The following is an 18356-nucleotide window of genomic DNA, read 5'->3' on the forward strand; positions in this document are numbered from 1 at the left end:
GCCGCCCCCCACGCCGCGCCGCCCCTGGCGCCGCGGCTCTTTCCGACTGCGTTGTTCCCGGATTCCGACTGCGCTGTTTCCCGAAATGCCCGACCGCGTGGCCCGGCACACCTGTTGACCTCGCCGATACAGCTGTTGATCAGGTCATCAGCGTATCGGTGCGCACTGACATCCGGCAGGGGGCGGCCGAACGCCGCCCGCACGAGCGCTCACTGAGCGGGCGGCACCCGGCCGGATCCGGCAACTAGGCAGTGTCCTGCGCCTGTTCGCGGATCTTCTGGGAGAGCTGCGCGGGCATCGGCTCGTGCCGGGCGTAGCTCCGGCTGAACCGCGCCGTCCCCTGCGACAGGGACCGCAGGTCCACCGCGTACCGGCCGATCTCGATCTCGGGCACCTCGGCCCGCACCAAGGTGCGCCCGCCCGGGGCCTGTTCGGTGCCGACGACGCGGCCGCGCCGACCGGACAGGTCGCTCATGACCGAGCCCACGTGCTCGTCGCCGACCAGGACCCGCACCTCGGCGACCGGTTCGAGCAGATGGATGGTGGTGTCCGCCGACGCCTCCCGCAGCGCGAGCGCCCCGGCCGTCTGGAACGCGGCGTCGGAGGAGTCCACGGAGTGCGCCTTGCCGTCGAGGAGCGTGACGCGTACGTCGATGAGCGGATAGCCGGCCGCGACGCCCTTGGCCGCCTGCGCGCGGACGCCCTTCTCCACGGACGGGATGAACTGCCGCGGCACCGCGCCGCCCACGACCTTGTCGACGAACTCGATGCCGCTGCCGCCCGGCAGCGGCTCCACCTCGATCTCGCAGATCGCGAACTGGCCGTGGCCGCCGGACTGCTTCACATGGCGGCCGCGCCCGCCCGACTTGTTCGCGAACGTCTCCCGTAGGGAGACCTTGTGCGGCACCAGGTCGACCTGCACGCCGTAGCGGTGGCGCAGCCGCTCCAGGGCGACGTCCGCGTGCGCCTCGCCCAGGCACCACAGGACCACCTGGTGGGTGTCCTGGTTGTGTTCGAGCCGCATCGTCGGATCCTCGGCGACCAGCCGGGACAGGCCCTGCGAGAGCTTGTCCTCGTCCGCCTTGCTGTGCGCCTGGATGGCGAGCGGAAGCAGCGGGTCGGGCATGTCCCAGGGCGCCATCAGGAGCGGGTCGTCCTTGGCCGACAGGGTGTCGCCGGTCTCGGCGCGGCTGAGCTTGGCGACGCAGGCCAGGTCGCCGGCGACGCACTGGGAGAGGGTGCGCTGCTGCTTGCCGAACGGCGAGGACAGGGCGCCCACGCGTTCGTCGACGTCGTGGTCCTCGTGCCCGCGGTCGGCCAGGCCGTGCCCGGACACATGCACTGTCTCGTCGGGGCGCAGCGTCCCGGAGAAGACCCGGACCAGCGAGATCCGGCCGACGTACGGGTCCGACGCCGTCTTCACCACCTCGGCCGCGAGGGGGCCTTCGGGGTCGCAGGTCAGGGCCGGGCGGGGCTTGCCCGCCGGGGTGGTGACGGCCGGGGCGGGGTGCTCCAGAGGGGTGGGGAAGCCGCCCGTGATCAGTTCGAGCAGCTCCACGGTGCCGATGCCCTGGCGGGCGCCCTCGGCGGCGGGGGCGGCGGCCAGCACGGGGTGGAAGATGCCGCGTGCCACGGCCCGTTCCAGATCCTCGACGAGCGTCTTGTGGTCGATGTCCTCGCCGCCGAGGTAGCGGTCCATCAGGGACTCGTCCTCGCTCTCGGCGATGATCCCCTCGATGAGTTTGTTGCGGGCCTCCTGGATGACGGGCAGCTGGTCCTCGCCCGGCTCGGACTCCTTGCGTTCGCCCGACGCGTAGTCGAAGACCCGCTGCGAGAGCAGTCCGATCAGGCCGGTCACCGGCGCGTGCCCGTCGGTTCCCTGCTCGCCGTGCAGCGGCAGGTACAGCGGCAGTACGGCGTCGGGGTCGTCGGCGCCGAACGCCTCGGCGCAGCACCGGGTCATCTCCGTGAAGTCGGCGCGCGCCGACTCCAGGTGCGTGACCACGATGGCCCGCGGCATGCCGACCGCCGCGCACTCCTCCCACACCATGCGGGTCGCGCCCGTGATGCCCTCGGCTCCCTCGGCCGCCGAGACGACGAAGAGGGCCGCGTCCGCGGCGCGCAGACCGGCCCTCAGCTCACCGACGAAGTCGGCGTATCCCGGGGTGTCCAGGATATTGATCTTGTATCCGCCCCATTCGACGGGGACCAGGGACAGTTGTACGGAGCGTTGCTGACGGTGCTCGATGTCGTCGTAGTCCGACACCGAGGTGCCGTCCTCGACCCGGCCCGCCCGGTTCACGGCCCCCGCGGTCAGCGCGAGGGCTTCGACCAGAGTCGTCTTGCCCGATCCGCTGTGGCCGACCAGCACCACATTCCGTACGGACGCGGGATGGTCGGCCGTCGCTGCCCTGCCGGCGGCTCCGGGGTGTGCATTCGCCTTGTCGCCCATGCCTTGCCTCCCGGTTACGCGCATGGCTGAGGAGGCGCAGCCCCCTCAGGGATGCTGGCTGTGCGCGGACACACGGGACCCGCGTGCGGGGGCGGCTCCGGCGACGCCCGCGGTGCTTCCGAGCTTTCCACTCGTGTCACGGTGCGTCCATACGTCGTACGCGATCGTGAGGGGGCGAGCCGGGGTCTCGCGGGCGTGACTACGATGGGCCAGCCGGTGGCCAACGGGGCCGCCATGCGCACCGACCCTCGGGAAGGCCATGCTGAACAAGTACGCGCGTGCATTCTTCACGCGTGTCCTCACACCGTTCGCCGCGTTTCTCATCCGCCGCGGGGTCAGCCCCGACACGGTCACGTTCATCGGCACGGCCGGTGTCGTCGCGGGAGCGCTGGTCTTCTACCCCCGCGGGGAGTTCTTCTGGGGCACGGTCGTCATCACGCTGTTCGTCTTCTCGGACCTGGTCGACGGCAACATGGCCCGCCAGCTCGGCCGCTCCAGCCGGTGGGGCGCGTTCCTCGACTCCACCCTCGACCGGGTCGCGGACGGCGCGATCTTCGGTGGCTTCGCCCTCTGGTACGCCGGTTCCGGCGACAACAACATCCTGTGCGCGGTGTCGATCTTCTGCCTGGCCAGCGGCCAGGTGGTGTCGTACACGAAGGCGCGCGGGGAGGCGATCGGCCTGCCCGTGGCCGTCAACGGCCTGGTGGAGCGGGCCGAGCGGCTTGTGATCTCGCTGGTCGCCGCGGGCTTCGCCGGGCTGCACAAGTTCGGTGTTCCCGGCATCGACGTGCTGCTGCCCGTCGCCCTGTGGATCGTCGCGGTCGGCAGCCTCGTCACGCTCGTGCAGCGCGTGGTGACGGTACGCCGCGAGTCCGAGGAAGCGGACCAGGAAGCCGCGCGGGAGGCCCCCCAGGAGAGCGAGACGGCCTCATGAGCCCGGCCACGGAGAAGCTGACGGACGCGCTGTACGGCCTTGGCTGGACCACGGTCAAGAAGCTTCCCGAGCGCACCGCCGTGCGCCTCGGCCGCACCATCGCCGACCTCGCGTGGAAGCGGCGCGGCAAGGGCGTCCTGCGCCTGGAGGCGAACTACGCGCGCGTGGTGCCCGACGCGAGCCCGGCGCGCCTCGCCGAGCTGTCCAAGGCGGGCATGCGGTCGTACATGCGGTACTGGATGGAGTCCTTCCGGCTTCCGGCCTGGAGCAAGGACCGCATCAAGAACGGCTTCACCCCCGATGGCCTGCATCATCTGACCGACGGCCTGGCGTCGGGCGAGGGCGTCATCATCGCCCTGCCGCACCTGGGCAACTGGGACCTGGCAGGCGCGTGGGTCACCACGAAGCTCGACACGCCCTTCACGACCGTGCAGGAGCGGCAGAAGCCCGAGTCCCTGTACGACCGCTTCGTCGCCTACCGCAGCGGCCTCGGTATGGAGGTCCTGCCGCACACCGGCGGCTCCGCCTTCGGCACGCTGGCGCGCAGGCTGCGCGCGGGCGGCCTGGTCTGCCTGGTCGCCGACCGGGACCTGTCGGCGTCCGGCGTCGAGGTGAAGTTCTTCGGCGAGACCGCGCGAATGCCCGCCGGGCCCGCCGCTCTCGCCCAGCAGACCGGCGCGCAGCTGCTCCCGGTGACGCTCTGGTACGACGACTCGCCCATCATGCGGGGCCGGGTCCACCCGCCGGTCGAGGTGCCCGAGACGGGGACACGGGCGGAGAAGACGGCCGCCATGACGCAGGCCCTGGCCGACGCCTTCGCCACCGGGATCGCCGAGCATCCGCAGGACTGGCACATGCTGCAGCGGCTGTGGCTGGCGGACCTGGATCCGGCGAAGGCGCCGGGCGGCCGGGCCGATGAGCCGGGCGGCCGGGCCGACGAGGGGACACCGTGAAGGTAGGCATCGTCTGCCCCTACTCGTGGGACGTCCCGGGCGGCGTCCAGTTCCACATCCGCGATCTGGCGGAGCACCTCATCCGCCTGGGGCATGAGGTCTCCGTCCTCGCCCCCGCCGATGACGAGACCCCACTGCCGCCGTACGTGGTGTCGGCGGGCCGGGCCGTTCCCGTTCCGTACAACGGCTCGGTCGCGCGGCTCAACTTCGGCTTCCTGTCGGCCGCGCGGGTGCGGCGCTGGCTGCACGACGGCACGTTCGACGTGATCCACATCCATGAACCGACGTCGCCGTCGCTCGGCCTGCTCACGTGCTGGGCCGCGCAGGGGCCGATCGTCGCCACGTTCCACACCTCCAACCCGCGCTCGCGGGCCATGATCGCGGCGTATCCGATCCTGCAGCCCGCCCTGGAGAAGATCAGCGCGCGCATCGCGGTCAGCGAGTACGCGCGCCGCACGCTGGTGGAGCACCTCGGCGGCGACGCGGTGGTCATCCCCAACGGCGTCGACGTCGACTTCTTCGCCCGGGCCGAGCCCGAGCCGGAGTGGCAGGGACAGACGATCGGCTTCATCGGGCGCATCGACGAGCCCCGCAAGGGCCTGCCGGTGCTGATGAAGGCGCTCCCGCAGATCTTCGCCGCGCGGCCCGAGGCCCGCCTCCTCGTGGCGGGGCGGGGCGACGAGGAGGAGGCCGTCGCCTCCCTGCCCGCCGAGCTGCGCTCCCGGGTGGAGTTCCTCGGCATGATCAGCGACGAGGACAAGGCGCGCCTGCTGCGCAGCGTCGACGTGTACGTCGCCCCGAACACCGGCGGCGAGAGCTTCGGCATCATCCTGGTCGAGGCCATGTCGGCCGGCGCCCCCGTCCTCGCCAGCGACCTCGACGCCTTCGCCCAGGTCCTCGACCAGGGCTCCGCGGGCGACCTGTTCACCAACGAGGACGCGTCCTCGCTGGCCGACGCGGCGATCCGGCTGCTCCGCGACCCCGTACGCCGCGAGGAACTGCGCGACCGCGGCAGCAAGCACGTCCGCCGCTTCGACTGGTCGACGGTCGGCGCGGACATCCTCTCCGTGTACGAGACGGTGGCGGTGGGCGCGGCCGCGGTGGCGACGGACGAACGCACGGGCCTGCGGGCGAGGTTCGGCCTGGCGAAGGACAAGCTGTAGTGACCTCCACGTTGATCTGGATCGCCGTAGCCCTCTTCGCGATCGGCCTCTATCTGAGCTGGACCGCGGGCCGCCTCGACCGGCTGCACGCGCGGATCGACGCGGCCCGCGCCGCGCTCGACGCGCAACTGCTGCGCCGCGCGTCGGTCGCCCAGGAACTGGCCACCTCGGGAGTGCTCGACCCGGCGGCCTCCATCGTCCTGTACGAGGCGGCACACGCGGCCCGGCAGGCGGAGGAGGAGCACCGCGAGGTCGCCGAGAGCGAGCTGAGCCAGGCGCTGCGTGCCGTGTTCGAGGTGGTGGGACAGGTCGAGGCCGTCCGGGAGGCCCCCGGCGGCGAGGGCGCCGCGGACGAACTGGCCCAGGCGGTCCGCCGGGTCCCCATGGCTCGCCGCTTCCACAACGACGCCGTGCGGGCCGCCCGCGCCCTGCGCCGCCACCGCAAGGTGCGCTGGTTCCGGCTGGCCGGGCACGCCCCGTTCCCCATGGCCTTCGAGATGGACGACGTGGCACCGGCGGCCCTCGCGGACCGGCCCGGAACCTAGGGCGTGTCCGATGGGTCGGCGCGGCGAAAACGATCCACAGCCTCACCATTGGCCCTTGCTGTGGCCTGGTCCCGGGACGTTTCCTCTGTACCAGCGGAAACGCGACGGAAGCCGAAGGACGCCGAACCGAGCGGCCTTCCGGCCGCCGTCCCGCTCGGCGGCGTCCACGCGGCGTACCCGCGCACCCGCCTCCTGTCACAGCCTTCGTGCAGCCTTCGTACCGAGTGAGGTCAACCCGTGTCCAGCACGCTCTCCCACAGCCCCCAGCCCGCCGACAGCACCGCGACCGGCACCGCCCGCGTGAAGCGCGGCATGGCCGAGCAGCTCAAGGGCGGCGTGATCATGGACGTGGTCAACGCCGAGCAGGCGAAGATCGCCGAGGACGCGGGTGCCGTGGCCGTCATGGCCCTGGAGCGGGTTCCCGCCGACATCCGCAAGGACGGCGGCGTGGCCCGGATGTCGGACCCGAACATGATCGAAGAGATCATCGAGGCCGTCTCCATCCCGGTCATGGCCAAGTCGCGCATCGGCCACTTCGTGGAGGCCCAGGTCCTGCAGTCGCTGGGCGTCGACTACATCGACGAGTCCGAGGTCCTCACCCCGGCCGACGAGGTCAACCACTCCGACAAGTTCGCCTTCACCACCCCCTTCGTCTGCGGTGCCACCAACCTGGGCGAGGCCCTGCGCCGCATCGCCGAGGGCGCGGCCATGATCCGCTCCAAGGGCGAGGCCGGCACCGGCAACGTCGTCGAGGCCGTCCGCCACCTGCGCCAGATCAAGAACGAGATCGCCAAGCTGCGCGGCTTCGACAACAACGAGCTGTACGCCGCGGCCAAGGAGCTGCGCGCCCCGTACGAGCTCGTCAAGGAGGTCTCCGAGCTCGGCAAGCTGCCGGTGGTCCTCTTCTCGGCCGGTGGCGTCGCCACCCCCGCCGACGCCGCCCTGATGCGCCAGCTCGGCGCCGAGGGCGTCTTCGTCGGCTCCGGCATCTTCAAGTCCGGCGACCCGGCCAAGCGCGCCGCCGCCATCGTGAAGGCCACCACCTTCTACGACGACCCCAAGATCATCGCGGACGCGTCCCGCAACCTCGGCGAGGCCATGGTCGGCATCAACTGCGACACTCTGCCCGAGGCCGAGCGCTACGCGAACCGCGGCTGGTAACCCATGAACGACACCCCCGTAGTCGGCGTCCTGGCTCTCCAGGGCGACGTGCGGGAGCACCTCATCGCCCTGGCCGCGGCCGACGCCGTGGCCAGGCCGGTGCGGCGCCCCGAAGAGCTCGCCGAGGTCGACGGCCTGGTCATCCCCGGCGGCGAGTCGACCACCATCTCCAAACTGGCAGCGCTTTTCGGCCTGTTGGAGCCGCTACGCGCGCGCGTGCGCGAAGGCATGCCGGTCTACGGCACCTGCGCGGGCATGATCATGCTCGCCGACAAGATCCTGGACCCGCGTTCGGGGCAGGAGACGGTCGGCGGCATCGACATGATCGTGCGCCGCAACGCCTTCGGGCGGCAGAACGAGTCCTTCGAAGCGGCGGTGGACGTCAAGGGTGTCGAGGGCGACCCTGTAGAGGGCGTCTTCATCCGCGCCCCCTGGGTGGAGTCCGTCGGCGCCGAGGTCGACGTGCTCGCCGAGCACGAGGGACACATCGTCGCCGTCCGCCAGGGCGACGCACTCGCCACGTCCTTCCATCCCGAGCTGACGGGCGACCACAGGGTGCACGCCCTGTTCGTCGAGATGGTGCGGGCGAAGCGGGTACCGAGGTCCTTGTAGGATCTCTGGCGTTCGTACTGAGGTTGGTTACGCGAAGGAGACAGGCAGATGTCCGGCCACTCTAAATGGGCTACGACGAAGCACAAGAAGGCCGTGATCGATGCCAAGCGCGGCAAGCTCTTCGCGAAGCTGATCAAGAACATCGAGGTCGCGGCGCGGACCGGCGGCGCGGACGTCGACGGCAACCCGACTCTCTTCGACGCCATCCAGAAGGCCAAGAAGAGCTCGGTCCCGAACAAGAACATCGACTCCGCGGTCAAGCGCGGCGCGGGCCTCGAGGCCGGCGGCGCCGACTACGAGACGATCATGTACGAGGGCTACGGCCCCAACGGTGTCGCGGTGCTCATCGAGTGTCTGACCGACAACCGCAACCGCGCCGCCTCCGACGTGCGCGTCGCGATGACCCGCAACGGCGGCTCCATGGCCGACCCGGGCTCGGTGTCGTACCTCTTCAACCGCAAGGGCGTCGTGATCGTCCCCAAGGGCGAGCTGACCGAGGACGACGTCCTGACCGCCGTTCTGGACGCCGGTGCCGAAGAGGTCAACGACCTGGGCGAGTCCTTCGAGGTGCTCAGCGAGGCCACCGACCTGGTCGCGGTCCGCACCGCGCTCCAGGAAGCCGGCATCGACTACGACTCGGCCGACGCCAACTTCGTCCCGACCATGCAGGTCGAGCTGGACGAGGAGGGTGCCCGCAAGATCTTCAAGCTCATCGACGCCCTCGAGGACAGCGACGACGTGCAGAACGTCTTCGCCAACTTCGACGTGTCGGACGACGTCATGGCGAAGGTCGACGCGTAGGCGCTCCGCTGGGCTTCATGATGCCGCTGCGGGCCGCCTGTGGTCGCTCGCGCAGTTCCCCGCGCCCCTATGGGGCGCACGTGGGCCGACGGGACACACCCCGTCGGCCCATCGCGTTGTCAGAGGGACCCGATAACCTGCACGGACAGGCGATTGGAGGGGTCACGTGCGCGTGCTGGGGGTCGACCCGGGGCTGACCCGGTGTGGTGTCGGCGTCGTCGAAGGCGTCGCGGGACGCCCCCTGACCATGCGCGGCGTCGGCGTCGTGCGCACCCCCGCCGACGCCGACCTCGGCCACCGCCTGGTCGCCATCGAGCAGGGCATCGAGCAGTGGCTCGACGAGCACAGCCCCGAAGTCCTCGCCGTGGAGCGCGTGTTCAGCCAGCACAACGTCCGCACGGTCATGGGCACCGCCCAGGCCAGCGCCGTCGCCATGCTGTGCGCGTCCCGCCGCGGCATCCCCGTCGCGCTGCACACCCCCAGCGAGGTCAAGGCCGCCGTCACCGGCAGCGGCCGCGCGGACAAGGCCCAGGTCGGCGCGATGGTGACCCGCCTGCTTCGGCTCGACGCACCGCCCAAGCCCGCCGACGCCGCCGACGCCCTCGCCCTCGCCATCTGCCACATCTGGCGCGCGCCCGCGCAGAACCGCCTCCAGCAGGCCGTGGCCCAGAACCGCCTCCAGCAGGCTGCGGCCCAGCGCGCCTCGCAGACCCCCACAGCACAGAAAGGCCGTATCGCATGATCGCCTTCGTCAGCGGCCCCGTCGCCGCCCTGGCCCCCGATGCCGCGGTGGTCGAGGTCGGCGGCATCGGCATGGCCGTCCAGTGCACGCCGAACACGCTCTCCACGCTCCGCGTCGGCCAGCAGACGAAGCTCGCCACGTCCCTGGTCGTCCGGGAGGACTCCCTGACCCTGTACGGCTTCGCGGACGACGACGAGCGCCAGACCTTCGAGCTCCTGCAGACCGCGAGCGGCGTCGGCCCGCGCCTGGCGCAGGCCATGCTCGCCGTGCACAGCCCGGACGCCCTGCGCCGCGCGGTCTCCACCGGCGACGAGAAGGCGCTCACCGCCGTCCCCGGGATCGGCAAGAAGGGCGCCCAGAAGCTCCTCCTGGAGTACAAGGACCGCCTCGGCGAGCCCCTCGGCACCGGCGGCCCCGCCATCGGCACCGCCGTCACATCCGGCTGGCGCGACCAGCTGCACGCCGCACTGATCGGCCTGGGGTACGCGACGCGCGAGGCGGACGAGGCGGTCGCCGCCGTCACCCCGCAGGCCGAGGCCGCCGGGGGCGCCCCCCAGGTGGGGCAGCTCCTCAAGGCCGCACTCCAGACCCTGAACCGCACCCGCTAGCCAACACCCGCCACACTGCCGTACGCACCCGCCGCCCCCCTTGAACCGCATCGCGAGGCACACCGCATGAACTGGGACGACACGACCGACGAAGCTGCCGCCGCGGCCGAGGGCCACGTCGGTCCCGCCGCGGAGCGGCTGGTGGGCGCTGTCGCCGACGGCGAGGACCAGGCGGTCGAGGCCGCCCTGCGCCCCAAGGACCTGGGCGAGTTCATCGGCCAGGAGAAGGTCAGAGAGCAGCTCGACCTCGTCCTGCGCGCCGCCCGCGCGCGCGGCGCCACCGCCGACCACGTGCTGCTCTCCGGCGCCCCGGGGCTCGGCAAGACCACCCTCTCGATGATCATCGCCGCCGAGATGGGCGCCCCGATCCGCATCACCAGCGGCCCGGCCATCCAGCACGCCGGCGACCTCGCCGCGATCCTCTCCTCCCTCCAGGAGGGCGAGGTCCTCTTCCTCGACGAGATCCACCGCATGTCGCGGCCCGCCGAGGAAATGCTGTACATGGCCATGGAGGACTTCCGCGTCGACGTGATCGTCGGCAAGGGCCCCGGCGCCACCGCCATCCCGCTGGAGCTGCCGCCCTTCACGCTCGTCGGCGCCACCACGCGCGCGGGCCTGCTGCCGCCGCCGCTGCGGGACCGCTTCGGCTTCACCGCGCACATGGAGTTCTACGAGCCCGCCGAGCTGGAACGGGTGATCCACCGTTCCGCGAGCCTGCTCGACGTGACCATCGACACCGACGGCGCCGCCGAGATCGCGGGCCGCTCCCGCGGCACCCCCCGCATCGCCAACCGCCTGCTGCGCCGCGTGCGCGACTATGCGCAGGTCAAGGCGGACGGCGTGATCAACCGCGAGATCGCGGGCGCGGCCCTGGGCGTGTACGAGGTCGACGCCCGCGGCCTGGACCGCCTCGACCGCGCCGTCCTCGAAGCCCTCCTGAAGCTGTTCGGCGGCGGCCCCGTCGGCCTGTCCACCCTCGCCGTCGCGGTGGGGGAGGAGCGTGAGACGGTGGAAGAGGTGGCCGAGCCCTTCCTCGTCCGGGAGGGGCTGCTCGCCCGCACGCCCCGCGGCCGTGTCGGGACGCCCGCGGCATGGGCCCATCTGGGTCTCGTACCGCCCCGGCAGGGAGCGGGAACTGGACAACAGGACTTGTTCGGGTCGTGACGCGGCGCGTACCGGCGCGGAGAGTCGCACGGTCAGGAACTGCGGTGCCATGCTGAGCGTTGTTCGTTAGGTGCGGACTCGCTTAGACTCCGCCGATGCCGCCCTTGTGGGCGGCGCCGCCCACCCCCATCCATCAGGCCGCTCAAGTACGCGGTCGTGCGAAGGAAACTCCGTCCCGTGAATATCGTGACCCTCCTCCCGTTCATCGTGCTCATCGGGGCCATGTTCCTGATGACCCGGTCCGCCAAGAAGAAGCAGCAGGCGGCCGCCCAGATGCGCAACGACATGACGCCTGGCACCGGCATCCGCACGATCGGAGGCATGTACGCCACCGTCAAGGAGGTCCACGACGACGCGGTCCTCCTCGAGGTCGCCCCCGGCGTCCACGCGGTGTACGCGAAGAACTCCATCGGCGCCGTCCTCGACGACGACGAGTACAACCGCATCGTGCACGGCGCCGAGGACGACCTGAAGTCCGACGACACCCCCGTGGTGCCCGACGACGCCTCCTCCCTCACCGAGACCGGCGAGCCCGCCGCCGCCGCGGACGCTTCGGACGACGAGTCGCGCATCGACCTCGGCAAGAAGGACACGGCCGACGAGGCCCCCGAGGCAGCGAACGCAGAGCCGAAGAAGACCGACGGCGAGTCCGACGCGAAGTAGTCACGGACGGGGGTCCGTGCGCCCGCTCGCGCATCCCGGCCCCCGCCGCAGGTGATTTCGCGCCGCGTCTCGACACAACTTCATGGCCGCCCGCCCGGGTCCCTCCACCGCAGGAACCTCCGCTCAGCGCAGGTGACGGGGAGGCACCCCGCAGGCCGGACGGTTGGACAGGGAGAACGAGAAGGTGGCAGCACCCACGAAGGGCCGCAGGCAGGCCGCCCAGGGGAAACCGGGCCGCACCCTGGTCCTGATCATGATCGCCCTGGTGGCGCTCACCGGAGGGATGTTCCTCTCCGGTCACACCACGCCCCGCCTGGGCATCGACCTCGCCGGTGGTACGAGCATCACGCTCGAGGCGAAGAACGAGCCGGGCCAGAAGAACGCGATCAACCAGACCAACCTGAACACGGCTGTTGACATCATCAACAACCGTGTCAACGGTCTGGGTGTCTCCGAAGCCGAGGTGCAGACCCAGGGCGACCGGAACATCATCGTCAACATCCCCAAGGGCACCAACGCCAAGCAGGCGCGGGAGCAGGTCGGCACGACCGCTCAGCTCTACTTCCGGCCCGTCCTCGCCCAGCAGCCCAGCACGGGTGCGGGGGAGCAGCCGAAGCCGACGCCCAAGCCGTCGGACTCGGGCAAGGGTGATGGCAAGGGCGACAAGCCCAAGGAGAGCGACAAGCCCAAGGGCGAGTCGGCCTCGCCCAGCGCGACGCCGACCACCCAGGGCCGCTCCGTCACCGACGGCCTGAAGGCCGACGCCACCCCGTCCGCGACGCCCACCGGCGACGCCAAGGACGACCCGGCCAAGGACGGCAAGAAGGACGACGGCAAGAAGGACCCGTCGCCCACGCCGTCCGGCGATGCCACCGCGAAGCTCCAGGAGCAGTTCACCAAGCTCGACTGCACCGACGAGAAGGCCCGCCTGAAGATCAAGGAAGGCGTCAAGCCGACCGATCCGGTCGTGGCCTGCGGCAAGAGCGGAAGCGGAAAGGGCTGGGACAAGTTCATCCTCGGACCCTCCGAGGTCAACGGCAAGGAGGTCGACGACGCGAAGGCCGTCTACGACACCCAGGGTGCCGCTGGCTGGAAGGTCACGATGAAGTTCTCCGGCAAGGGGACGAAGCAGTTCGCGGACATCACCGGCAAGCTCGCCAGCCAGCAGCCGCCGCAGAACGAGTTCGGCATCGTCATGGACGGCGAGGTCGTCTCCGCGCCGTACGTCCGCCAGGCGCTGACCACCGGCGACGCCGAGATCTCCGGCAGCTTCACCCAGGACGAGGCCAAGGACCTGGCCAACATCCTGTCGTACGGCGCGCTCCCGCTGACCTTCAAGGAGCAGAGCGTCACCACGGTCAGCGCGGCGCTCGGCGGTGAGCAGCTGCGCGCCGGTCTCATCGCCGGCGCCATCGGCCTCGCCCTCGTCATCGTCTACCTGGTGGCGTACTACCGCGGCCTGGCCCTCATCGCCATCGCGTCCCTCGGCGTCTCCGCGGCGCTGACGTACACGATCATGACGCTGCTCGGCCCGACGATTAAGTTCGCGCTGAACCTGCCCGCGGTCTGTGGTGCCATCGTCGCCATCGGTATCACCGCCGACTCGTTCATCGTCTACTTCGAACGCATAAGGGACGAGGTCCGCGAGGGCCGTACGCTGCGGCCCGCCGTCGAGCGTGCCTGGCCGCGGGCCCGGCGCACCATCCTGGTGTCCGACTTCGTGTCGTTCCTCGCCGCCGCGGTGCTCTTCATCGTCACGGTCGGCAAGGTGCAGGGCTTCGCGTTCACGCTGGGCCTGACGACGCTCCTCGACGTCGTGGTGGTGTTCTTCTTCACCAAGCCGCTGATGACGATCATGGCCCGCAAGAAGTTCTTCGCGAGCGGCGGCAAGTGGTCCGGCCTCGACCCGAAGCGGCTCGGTGCCAAACCGCCGCTGCGGCGCACGCGTCGCACCGGCGCGTCCGCCCCCGTCGACTCGACCCCGAAGGAGGCGTGAGATGTCGAAACTGGGAGATCTCGGCGCCCGGCTCTACCGCGGCGAGGTCGGCTACGACTTCGTCGGCAAGCGCAAGATCTGGTACGGCATCTCGATCCTGATCACCATCACGGCCATCGTCGGCCTGGCGGTGCGCGGCCTGAACATGGGCATCGAGTTCGAGGGCGGCGCCGTCTTCAACACGCCGAAGACCAGCGTGTCGGTCGCCAAGGCGGAAGAGGCCGCGGAAGAGGCGTCCGGCCACGACGCGCTCGTACAGAAGCTCGGCAACGACACCCTGCGCATCCAGATCGCGGGCGTGGACACCGACAAGTCCGACCGGATCAAGGCCGAGCTCGCGAGCGAGTTCGACATGAAGGCGGACGACATCAACGCCGATCTGGTGGGTCCGAGCTGGGGTGAACAGATCGCCAACAAGGCCTGGCAGGGCCTGGCGATCTTCATGATCCTGGTCGTGATCTATCTGGCGATCGCCTTCGAGTGGCGGATGGCGCTGGCCGCGCTCATCGCGCTCATCCACGACATCACCATCACCGTGGGTGTGTACGCCCTCGTCGGCTTCGAGGTCACACCGGGCACGGTGATCGGTCTGCTGACCATTCTCGGTTATTCGCTGTACGACACGGTCGTGGTCTTCGACAGCCTCAAGGAACAGTCGAAGGACCTCGCCAAGCAGACCCGCTTCACCTACAGCGAGGTCGCCAACCGCTCCATCAACAGCACCCTGGTGCGGTCGATCAACACCACGGTCGTGGCGCTCCTGCCGGTCGCCGGCCTGCTGTTCATCGGCGGCGGGTTCCTCGGTGCGGGCATGCTGAACGACATCTCGCTGTCGCTGTTCGTCGGCCTCGCCGCGGGCGCGTACTCCTCGATCTTCATCGCGACCCCGCTGGTCGCCGATCTCAAGGAGGCCGACCCGCAGATGAAGGCCCTCAAGAAGCGGGTGCTCGCCAAGCGCAGGGCGGCGGCCGCCAAGGGCGAGTCCGCCGAGGCCCCGGAGTCGGCGGGCGACGACCCGCAGGACGGCGCCGAGCAGGCCGACCAGGACGCGGCCCCGGCCGTGGTCGGCCCGCGCTCCGGACCGCGGTCCCAGCCCACCCGCAACCGCGGCCGCGGCCGCCCGTCGGGGAAGCGCCGATGACCGAGACGGCCGAGATCAACACGCTGCTGCTCAGCCGCATCCGCGACGTGCCGGACTATCCCGAGCCGGGCGTGATGTTCAAGGACATCACGCCGCTGCTCGCGGACCCGGTGGCGTTCGCGGCCCTGACCGGCGCGCTCGCCGATCTGAGCGTGCGCTGCGGGGCCACGAAGGTCGTCGGCCTGGAGGCGCGCGGTTTCATCCTGGGCGCCCCGGTCGCGCTGCGCGCCGGGCTCGGCTTCATTCCCGTACGCAAGGCGGGCAAGCTCCCCGGAGCGACCCTCAGCCAGGTCTACGACCTGGAGTACGGCAGCGCCGAGATCGAGGTGCACGCCGAGGATCTGGCAGTCGGCGACCGCGTCATGGTCATCGACGACGTCCTCGCCACCGGCGGCACCGCCGAAGCCTCGCTCCGGCTCATCCGCCGGGCCGGGGCCGAGGTGGCGGGCGTCGCGGTGCTGATGGAGCTCGGCTTCCTGGGCGGCCGCGAGCGGCTGGTTCCCGCCCTGGACGGCGCCCCCCTGGAGGCGCTGCTCACGGTCTGAGCGTCCACGGGAACCGGCGCGGCGGCGGGACGGCCGCGGCAGCCGGTTCCGGACAGCCCAGCAGGCGACGGAGGCGGGCCCGGAGGAATCCGGCGCCCGCCTCTGGTGTTTCTCCAGTACAGAGCCGTCTCACCGGCCGAGGGCGAGCCGCGGGCCCAGGATCGATACCATGGGCACTTCGGGACCTGACCGGGGGACCCGATCGCGCACAGGGAGCGCTCTTGCCAGACGAGTCCCAGCCACTTGCCGCCGCCAAGTCCGCCCAGCAGGCCGAGCGGGCCGCGGGGCCCGCCGTCGCGCCCGCGAAGCCCGGGGACTCCAAGGACTCCGGGACGAGTGCGCCCGGTGGCAGGGACGCGCAGCGCGCGCCCGGTGGCGACACCGCGCGTGACGGCAAGCCCGCCGAGCAAGCCCGCCGAGCAGCCCCGCCCCGAGCCGTCGCCGGAGTCCCGCCCCACCACGCCGGCCCGCCCCGCGGCAGCCACCCACGCCGCCCCGCCGGTCCGCCCCGCCCCCGCGAAGGCCCCCGTACCGCCCAAGCCGCCCGTCACCGGCAAGACGGAGCGCTCCGGGTCCTCCAACCGCGTGCGGGCCCGCCTCGCCCGCCTCGGCGTCCAGCGCTCGAACCCGTACAACCCGGTCCTGGAGCCGCTGCTGCGCATAGTGCGCAGCAACGACCCGAAGATCGAGACCGCGACGCTGCGCCAGATCGAGCGCGCCTACCAGGTCGCCGAGCGCTGGCACCGCGGCCAGAAGCGCAAGAGCGGCGATCCGTACATCACGCACCCGCTCGCCGTGACCACGATCCTCGCCGAGCTCGGCATGGACCCGGCGACCCTCATGGCCGGCCTCCTGCACGACACCGTCGAGGACACCGAGTACGGCCTGGAGCAGCTCCGCCGCGACTTCGGCGACCAGGTCGCCCTCCTCGTCGACGGCGTCACCAAGCTCGACAAGGTCAAGTTCGGCGAGGCCGCGCAGGCCGAGACCGTGCGCAAGATGGTCGTCGCCATGGCCAAGGACCCGCGCGTCCTGGTCATCAAGCTCGCCGACCGCCTGCACAACATGCGCACGATGCGCTATCTCAAGCGCGAGAAGCAGGAGAAGAAGGCCCGCGAGACCCTGGAGATCTACGCTCCGCTGGCGCACCGCCTGGGCATGAACACCATCAAGTGGGAGCTGGAGGACCTCGCCTTCGCGATCCTCTACCCCAAGATGTACGACGAGATCGTGCGGCTCGTCGCCGAGCGCGCCCCCAAGCGCGACGAGTACCTGGCCATAGTGACCGACGAGGTCCAGGCCGACCTGCGCGCCGCCCGCATCAAGGCCACCGTCACCGGCCGCCCGAAGCACTACTACAGCGTCTACCAGAAGATGATCGTCCGCGGCCGTGACTTCGCGGAGATCTACGACCTGGTGGGCATCCGCGTCCTCGTGGACACCGTCCGCGACTGCTACGCGGCCCTCGGCACCGTGCACGCGCGCTGGAACCCGGTCCCCGGCCGGTTCAAGGACTACATCGCGATGCCGAAGTTCGGCATGTACCAGTCGCTGCACACGACGGTCATCGGCCCCAACGGCAAGCCCGTCGAGCTGCAGATCCGCACGTTCGACATGCACCGCCGCGCCGAGTACGGCATCGCCGCGCACTGGAAGTACAAGCAGGAAGCCGTCGCCGGCGCCTCCAAGGTGCGTACGGACGTGCCGAAGAAGTCCGGCAAGGACGACCACCTCAACGACATGGCGTGGCTGCGCCAGCTCCTCGACTGGCAGAAGGAGACCGAGGACCCCAGCGAGTTCCTGGAGTCCCTGCGCTTCGACCTGTCGCGCAACGAGGTCTTCGTCTTCACGCCGAAGGGCGACGTCATCGCGCTCCCGGCGGGCGCGACCCCGGTCGACTTCTCGTACGCGGTGCACACCGAGGTCGGCCACCGCACCATAGGCGCCCGCGTCAACGGACGGCTCGTACCGCTCGAATCGACCCTGGACAACGGCGACTTGGTGGAGGTCTTCACCTCCAAGGCCGCGGGGGCGGGCCCGTCCCGCGACTGGCTCGGCTTCGTCAAGTCGCCGCGCGCCCGCAACAAGATCCGCGCCTGGTTCTCCAAGGAGCGCCGCGAGGAGGCCATCGAGCAGGGCAAGGACGCCATCGCGCGCGCCATGCGCAAGCAGAACCTGCCGATCCAGCGGATCCTGACGGGTGACTCGCTTGTCACGCTCGCGCACGAGATGCGCTACCCCGACATCTCTTCCCTGTACGCGGCGATCGGCGAAGGCCACGTCACCGCGCAGTCCGTCGTGCAGAAGCTCGTCCAGGCGCTCGGCGGCGAGGAGGCCGCCAACGAGGACATCGCCGAGAGCGCGCCGCCCTCGCGCAGCCGCTCCAAGCGCCGCTCCAGCGCCGACCCGGGCGTGGTCGTCAAGGGCGTCGACGACGTGTGGGTCAAGCTCGCACGCTGCTGTACGCCGGTGCCGGGCGACCCCATCATCGGCTTCGTCACGCGCGGCAGCGGCGTATCGGTTCACCGCAGCGACTGCGTGAACGTGGAGTCGCTGTCCCGCGAGCCCGAGCGCATTCTCGAGGTCGAGTGGGCGCCCACGCAGTCCTCGGTGTTCCTCGTCGCCATCCAGGTGGAGGCGCTCGACCGCTCGCGGCTGCTCTCGGACGTCACGCGCATCCTCTCGGACCAGCACGTGAACATCCTGTCCGCGGCCGTGCAGACCTCCCGCGACCGCGTCGCCACCTCCCGCTTCACCTTCGTGGGCGACCCCAAGCACCTGGGGCACGTGCTCAAGGCGGTCAGGGGAGTCGAGGGCGTGTACGACGTGTACCGCGTGACGTCGGCGCGACGGCCTTAAGAGCCTGTCTTTGAACC

Annotated in this window: 15 protein-coding genes and 1 pseudogene; 15 read left to right on the plus strand and 1 reads right to left on the minus strand. The window is 70.9% G+C overall.

Annotation, left to right across the window (positions count from 1 at the left end; genetic code table 11):
- Positions 1-244: 244 nt before the first annotated feature.
- Entirely contained in the window at positions 245-2452 is a 2208-nt protein-coding gene (locus STRAU_RS30975; RefSeq protein WP_016644361.1) for an elongation factor G-like protein EF-G2, read from the minus strand.
- A gap of 204 nt (positions 2453-2656) precedes the next feature.
- Between STRAU_RS30975 and pgsA the strand changes: the two are divergent.
- From pgsA to STRAU_RS31050, 15 genes and pseudogenes are all read left to right on the plus strand, one after another.
- Positions 2657-3386: pseudogene (pgsA, locus tag STRAU_RS30980) on the plus strand (phosphatidylinositol phosphate synthase).
- Positions 3383-4339, plus strand: coding sequence for a phosphatidylinositol mannoside acyltransferase (locus STRAU_RS30985; RefSeq protein WP_016644363.1), 957 nt, complete (start codon positions 3383-3385; stop codon positions 4337-4339). The pseudogene pgsA and the gene STRAU_RS30985 overlap by 4 nt, the downstream one beginning before the upstream one ends.
- Positions 4336-5502 (plus strand): glycosyltransferase family 4 protein, encoded by a 1167-nt coding sequence (locus tag STRAU_RS30990; protein WP_016644364.1) that lies wholly within the window; start codon positions 4336-4338, stop codon positions 5500-5502. Before STRAU_RS30985 ends, STRAU_RS30990 begins: the two co-directional genes overlap by 4 nt.
- On the plus strand, positions 5502-6047 hold the full coding sequence (locus tag STRAU_RS30995; protein ID WP_016644365.1) for a LemA family protein: 546 nt from the start codon (positions 5502-5504) through the stop codon (positions 6045-6047). The genes STRAU_RS30990 and STRAU_RS30995 overlap by 1 nt, the downstream gene beginning before the upstream one ends.
- Positions 6048-6284: 237 nt before the next feature.
- On the plus strand, positions 6285-7208 hold the full coding sequence (pdxS, locus tag STRAU_RS31000) for a pyridoxal 5'-phosphate synthase lyase subunit PdxS (protein ID WP_016644366.1): 924 nt from the start codon (positions 6285-6287) through the stop codon (positions 7206-7208).
- 3 nt (positions 7209-7211) lie between these two features.
- Complete coding sequence (pdxT, locus tag STRAU_RS31005; RefSeq protein WP_016644367.1) at positions 7212-7820, plus strand: pyridoxal 5'-phosphate synthase glutaminase subunit PdxT; 609 nt, start codon at positions 7212-7214, stop codon at positions 7818-7820.
- Positions 7821-7868: 48 nt separating this feature from the next.
- Positions 7869-8621 carry a YebC/PmpR family DNA-binding transcriptional regulator gene (locus STRAU_RS31010; RefSeq protein ID WP_016644368.1) on the plus strand — a complete coding sequence of 251 codons (753 nt, stop codon included), beginning with the start codon at positions 7869-7871 and terminating at the stop codon, positions 8619-8621.
- Positions 8622-8787: 166 nt separating this feature from the next.
- On the plus strand, positions 8788-9363 hold the full coding sequence (gene ruvC, locus STRAU_RS31015) for a crossover junction endodeoxyribonuclease RuvC (protein WP_037663052.1): 576 nt from the start codon (positions 8788-8790) through the stop codon (positions 9361-9363).
- The gene (ruvA, locus tag STRAU_RS31020) at positions 9360-9971 is read left to right on the plus strand and encodes a Holliday junction branch migration protein RuvA (RefSeq protein ID WP_016644370.1); all 612 of its coding nucleotides are present in this window, start codon (positions 9360-9362) and stop codon (positions 9969-9971) included. The genes ruvC and ruvA overlap by 4 nt, the downstream gene beginning before the upstream one ends.
- 66 nt (positions 9972-10037) lie before the next feature.
- Complete coding sequence (gene ruvB, locus STRAU_RS31025; protein ID WP_016644371.1) at positions 10038-11135, plus strand: Holliday junction branch migration DNA helicase RuvB; 1098 nt, start codon at positions 10038-10040, stop codon at positions 11133-11135.
- 177 nt (positions 11136-11312) lie between these two features.
- Positions 11313-11798, plus strand: coding sequence for a preprotein translocase subunit YajC (gene yajC / locus STRAU_RS31030; RefSeq protein ID WP_016644372.1), 486 nt, complete (start codon positions 11313-11315; stop codon positions 11796-11798).
- Positions 11799-11982: 184 nt separating this feature from the next.
- The gene (secD, locus tag STRAU_RS31035; protein WP_037663055.1) at positions 11983-13794 is read left to right on the plus strand and encodes a protein translocase subunit SecD; all 1812 of its coding nucleotides are present in this window, start codon (positions 11983-11985) and stop codon (positions 13792-13794) included.
- 1 nt (position 13795) lies between these two features.
- Positions 13796-14935: a protein translocase subunit SecF gene (gene secF / locus STRAU_RS31040; RefSeq protein ID WP_016644374.1), complete on the plus strand. Its 1140-nt coding sequence runs from the start codon at positions 13796-13798 to the stop codon at positions 14933-14935.
- Complete coding sequence (locus STRAU_RS31045) at positions 14932-15480, plus strand: adenine phosphoribosyltransferase (RefSeq protein ID WP_016644375.1); 549 nt, start codon at positions 14932-14934, stop codon at positions 15478-15480. The genes secF and STRAU_RS31045 overlap by 4 nt, the downstream gene beginning before the upstream one ends.
- 345 nt (positions 15481-15825) lie before the next feature.
- Entirely contained in the window at positions 15826-18339 is a 2514-nt protein-coding gene (locus tag STRAU_RS31050) for a RelA/SpoT family protein (RefSeq protein WP_397893068.1), read from the plus strand.
- Positions 18340-18356: the final 17 nt, after the last annotated feature.

The sequence above is a fragment of the Streptomyces aurantiacus JA 4570 genome (assembly GCF_000414115.1).
In the GTDB taxonomy this organism is placed as follows: Bacteria; Actinomycetota; Actinomycetes; order Streptomycetales; family Streptomycetaceae; genus Streptomyces; species Streptomyces aurantiacus_A.

Bases quoted from the DNA above. Each gene is read 5' to 3' on its own strand.
- STRAU_RS30975 (WP_016644361.1), bottom strand. From the start codon at position 2,452: ATGGGCGACAAGGCGAATGCACACCCCGGAGCCGCCGGCAGGGCAGCG.
- pdxT (WP_016644367.1), top strand. From the start codon at position 7,212: ATGAACGACACCCCCGTAGTCGGCGTCCTGGCTCTCCAGGGCGACGTG.
- STRAU_RS31010 (WP_016644368.1), top strand. From the start codon at position 7,869: ATGTCCGGCCACTCTAAATGGGCTACGACGAAGCACAAGAAGGCCGTG.
- secF (WP_016644374.1), top strand. From the start codon at position 13,796: ATGTCGAAACTGGGAGATCTCGGCGCCCGGCTCTACCGCGGCGAGGTC.
- ruvA (WP_016644370.1), top strand. From the start codon at position 9,360: ATGATCGCCTTCGTCAGCGGCCCCGTCGCCGCCCTGGCCCCCGATGCC.
- STRAU_RS31045 (WP_016644375.1), top strand. From the start codon at position 14,932: ATGACCGAGACGGCCGAGATCAACACGCTGCTGCTCAGCCGCATCCGC.
- STRAU_RS30985 (WP_016644363.1), top strand. From the start codon at position 3,383: ATGAGCCCGGCCACGGAGAAGCTGACGGACGCGCTGTACGGCCTTGGC.
- ruvB (WP_016644371.1), top strand. From the start codon at position 10,038: ATGAACTGGGACGACACGACCGACGAAGCTGCCGCCGCGGCCGAGGGC.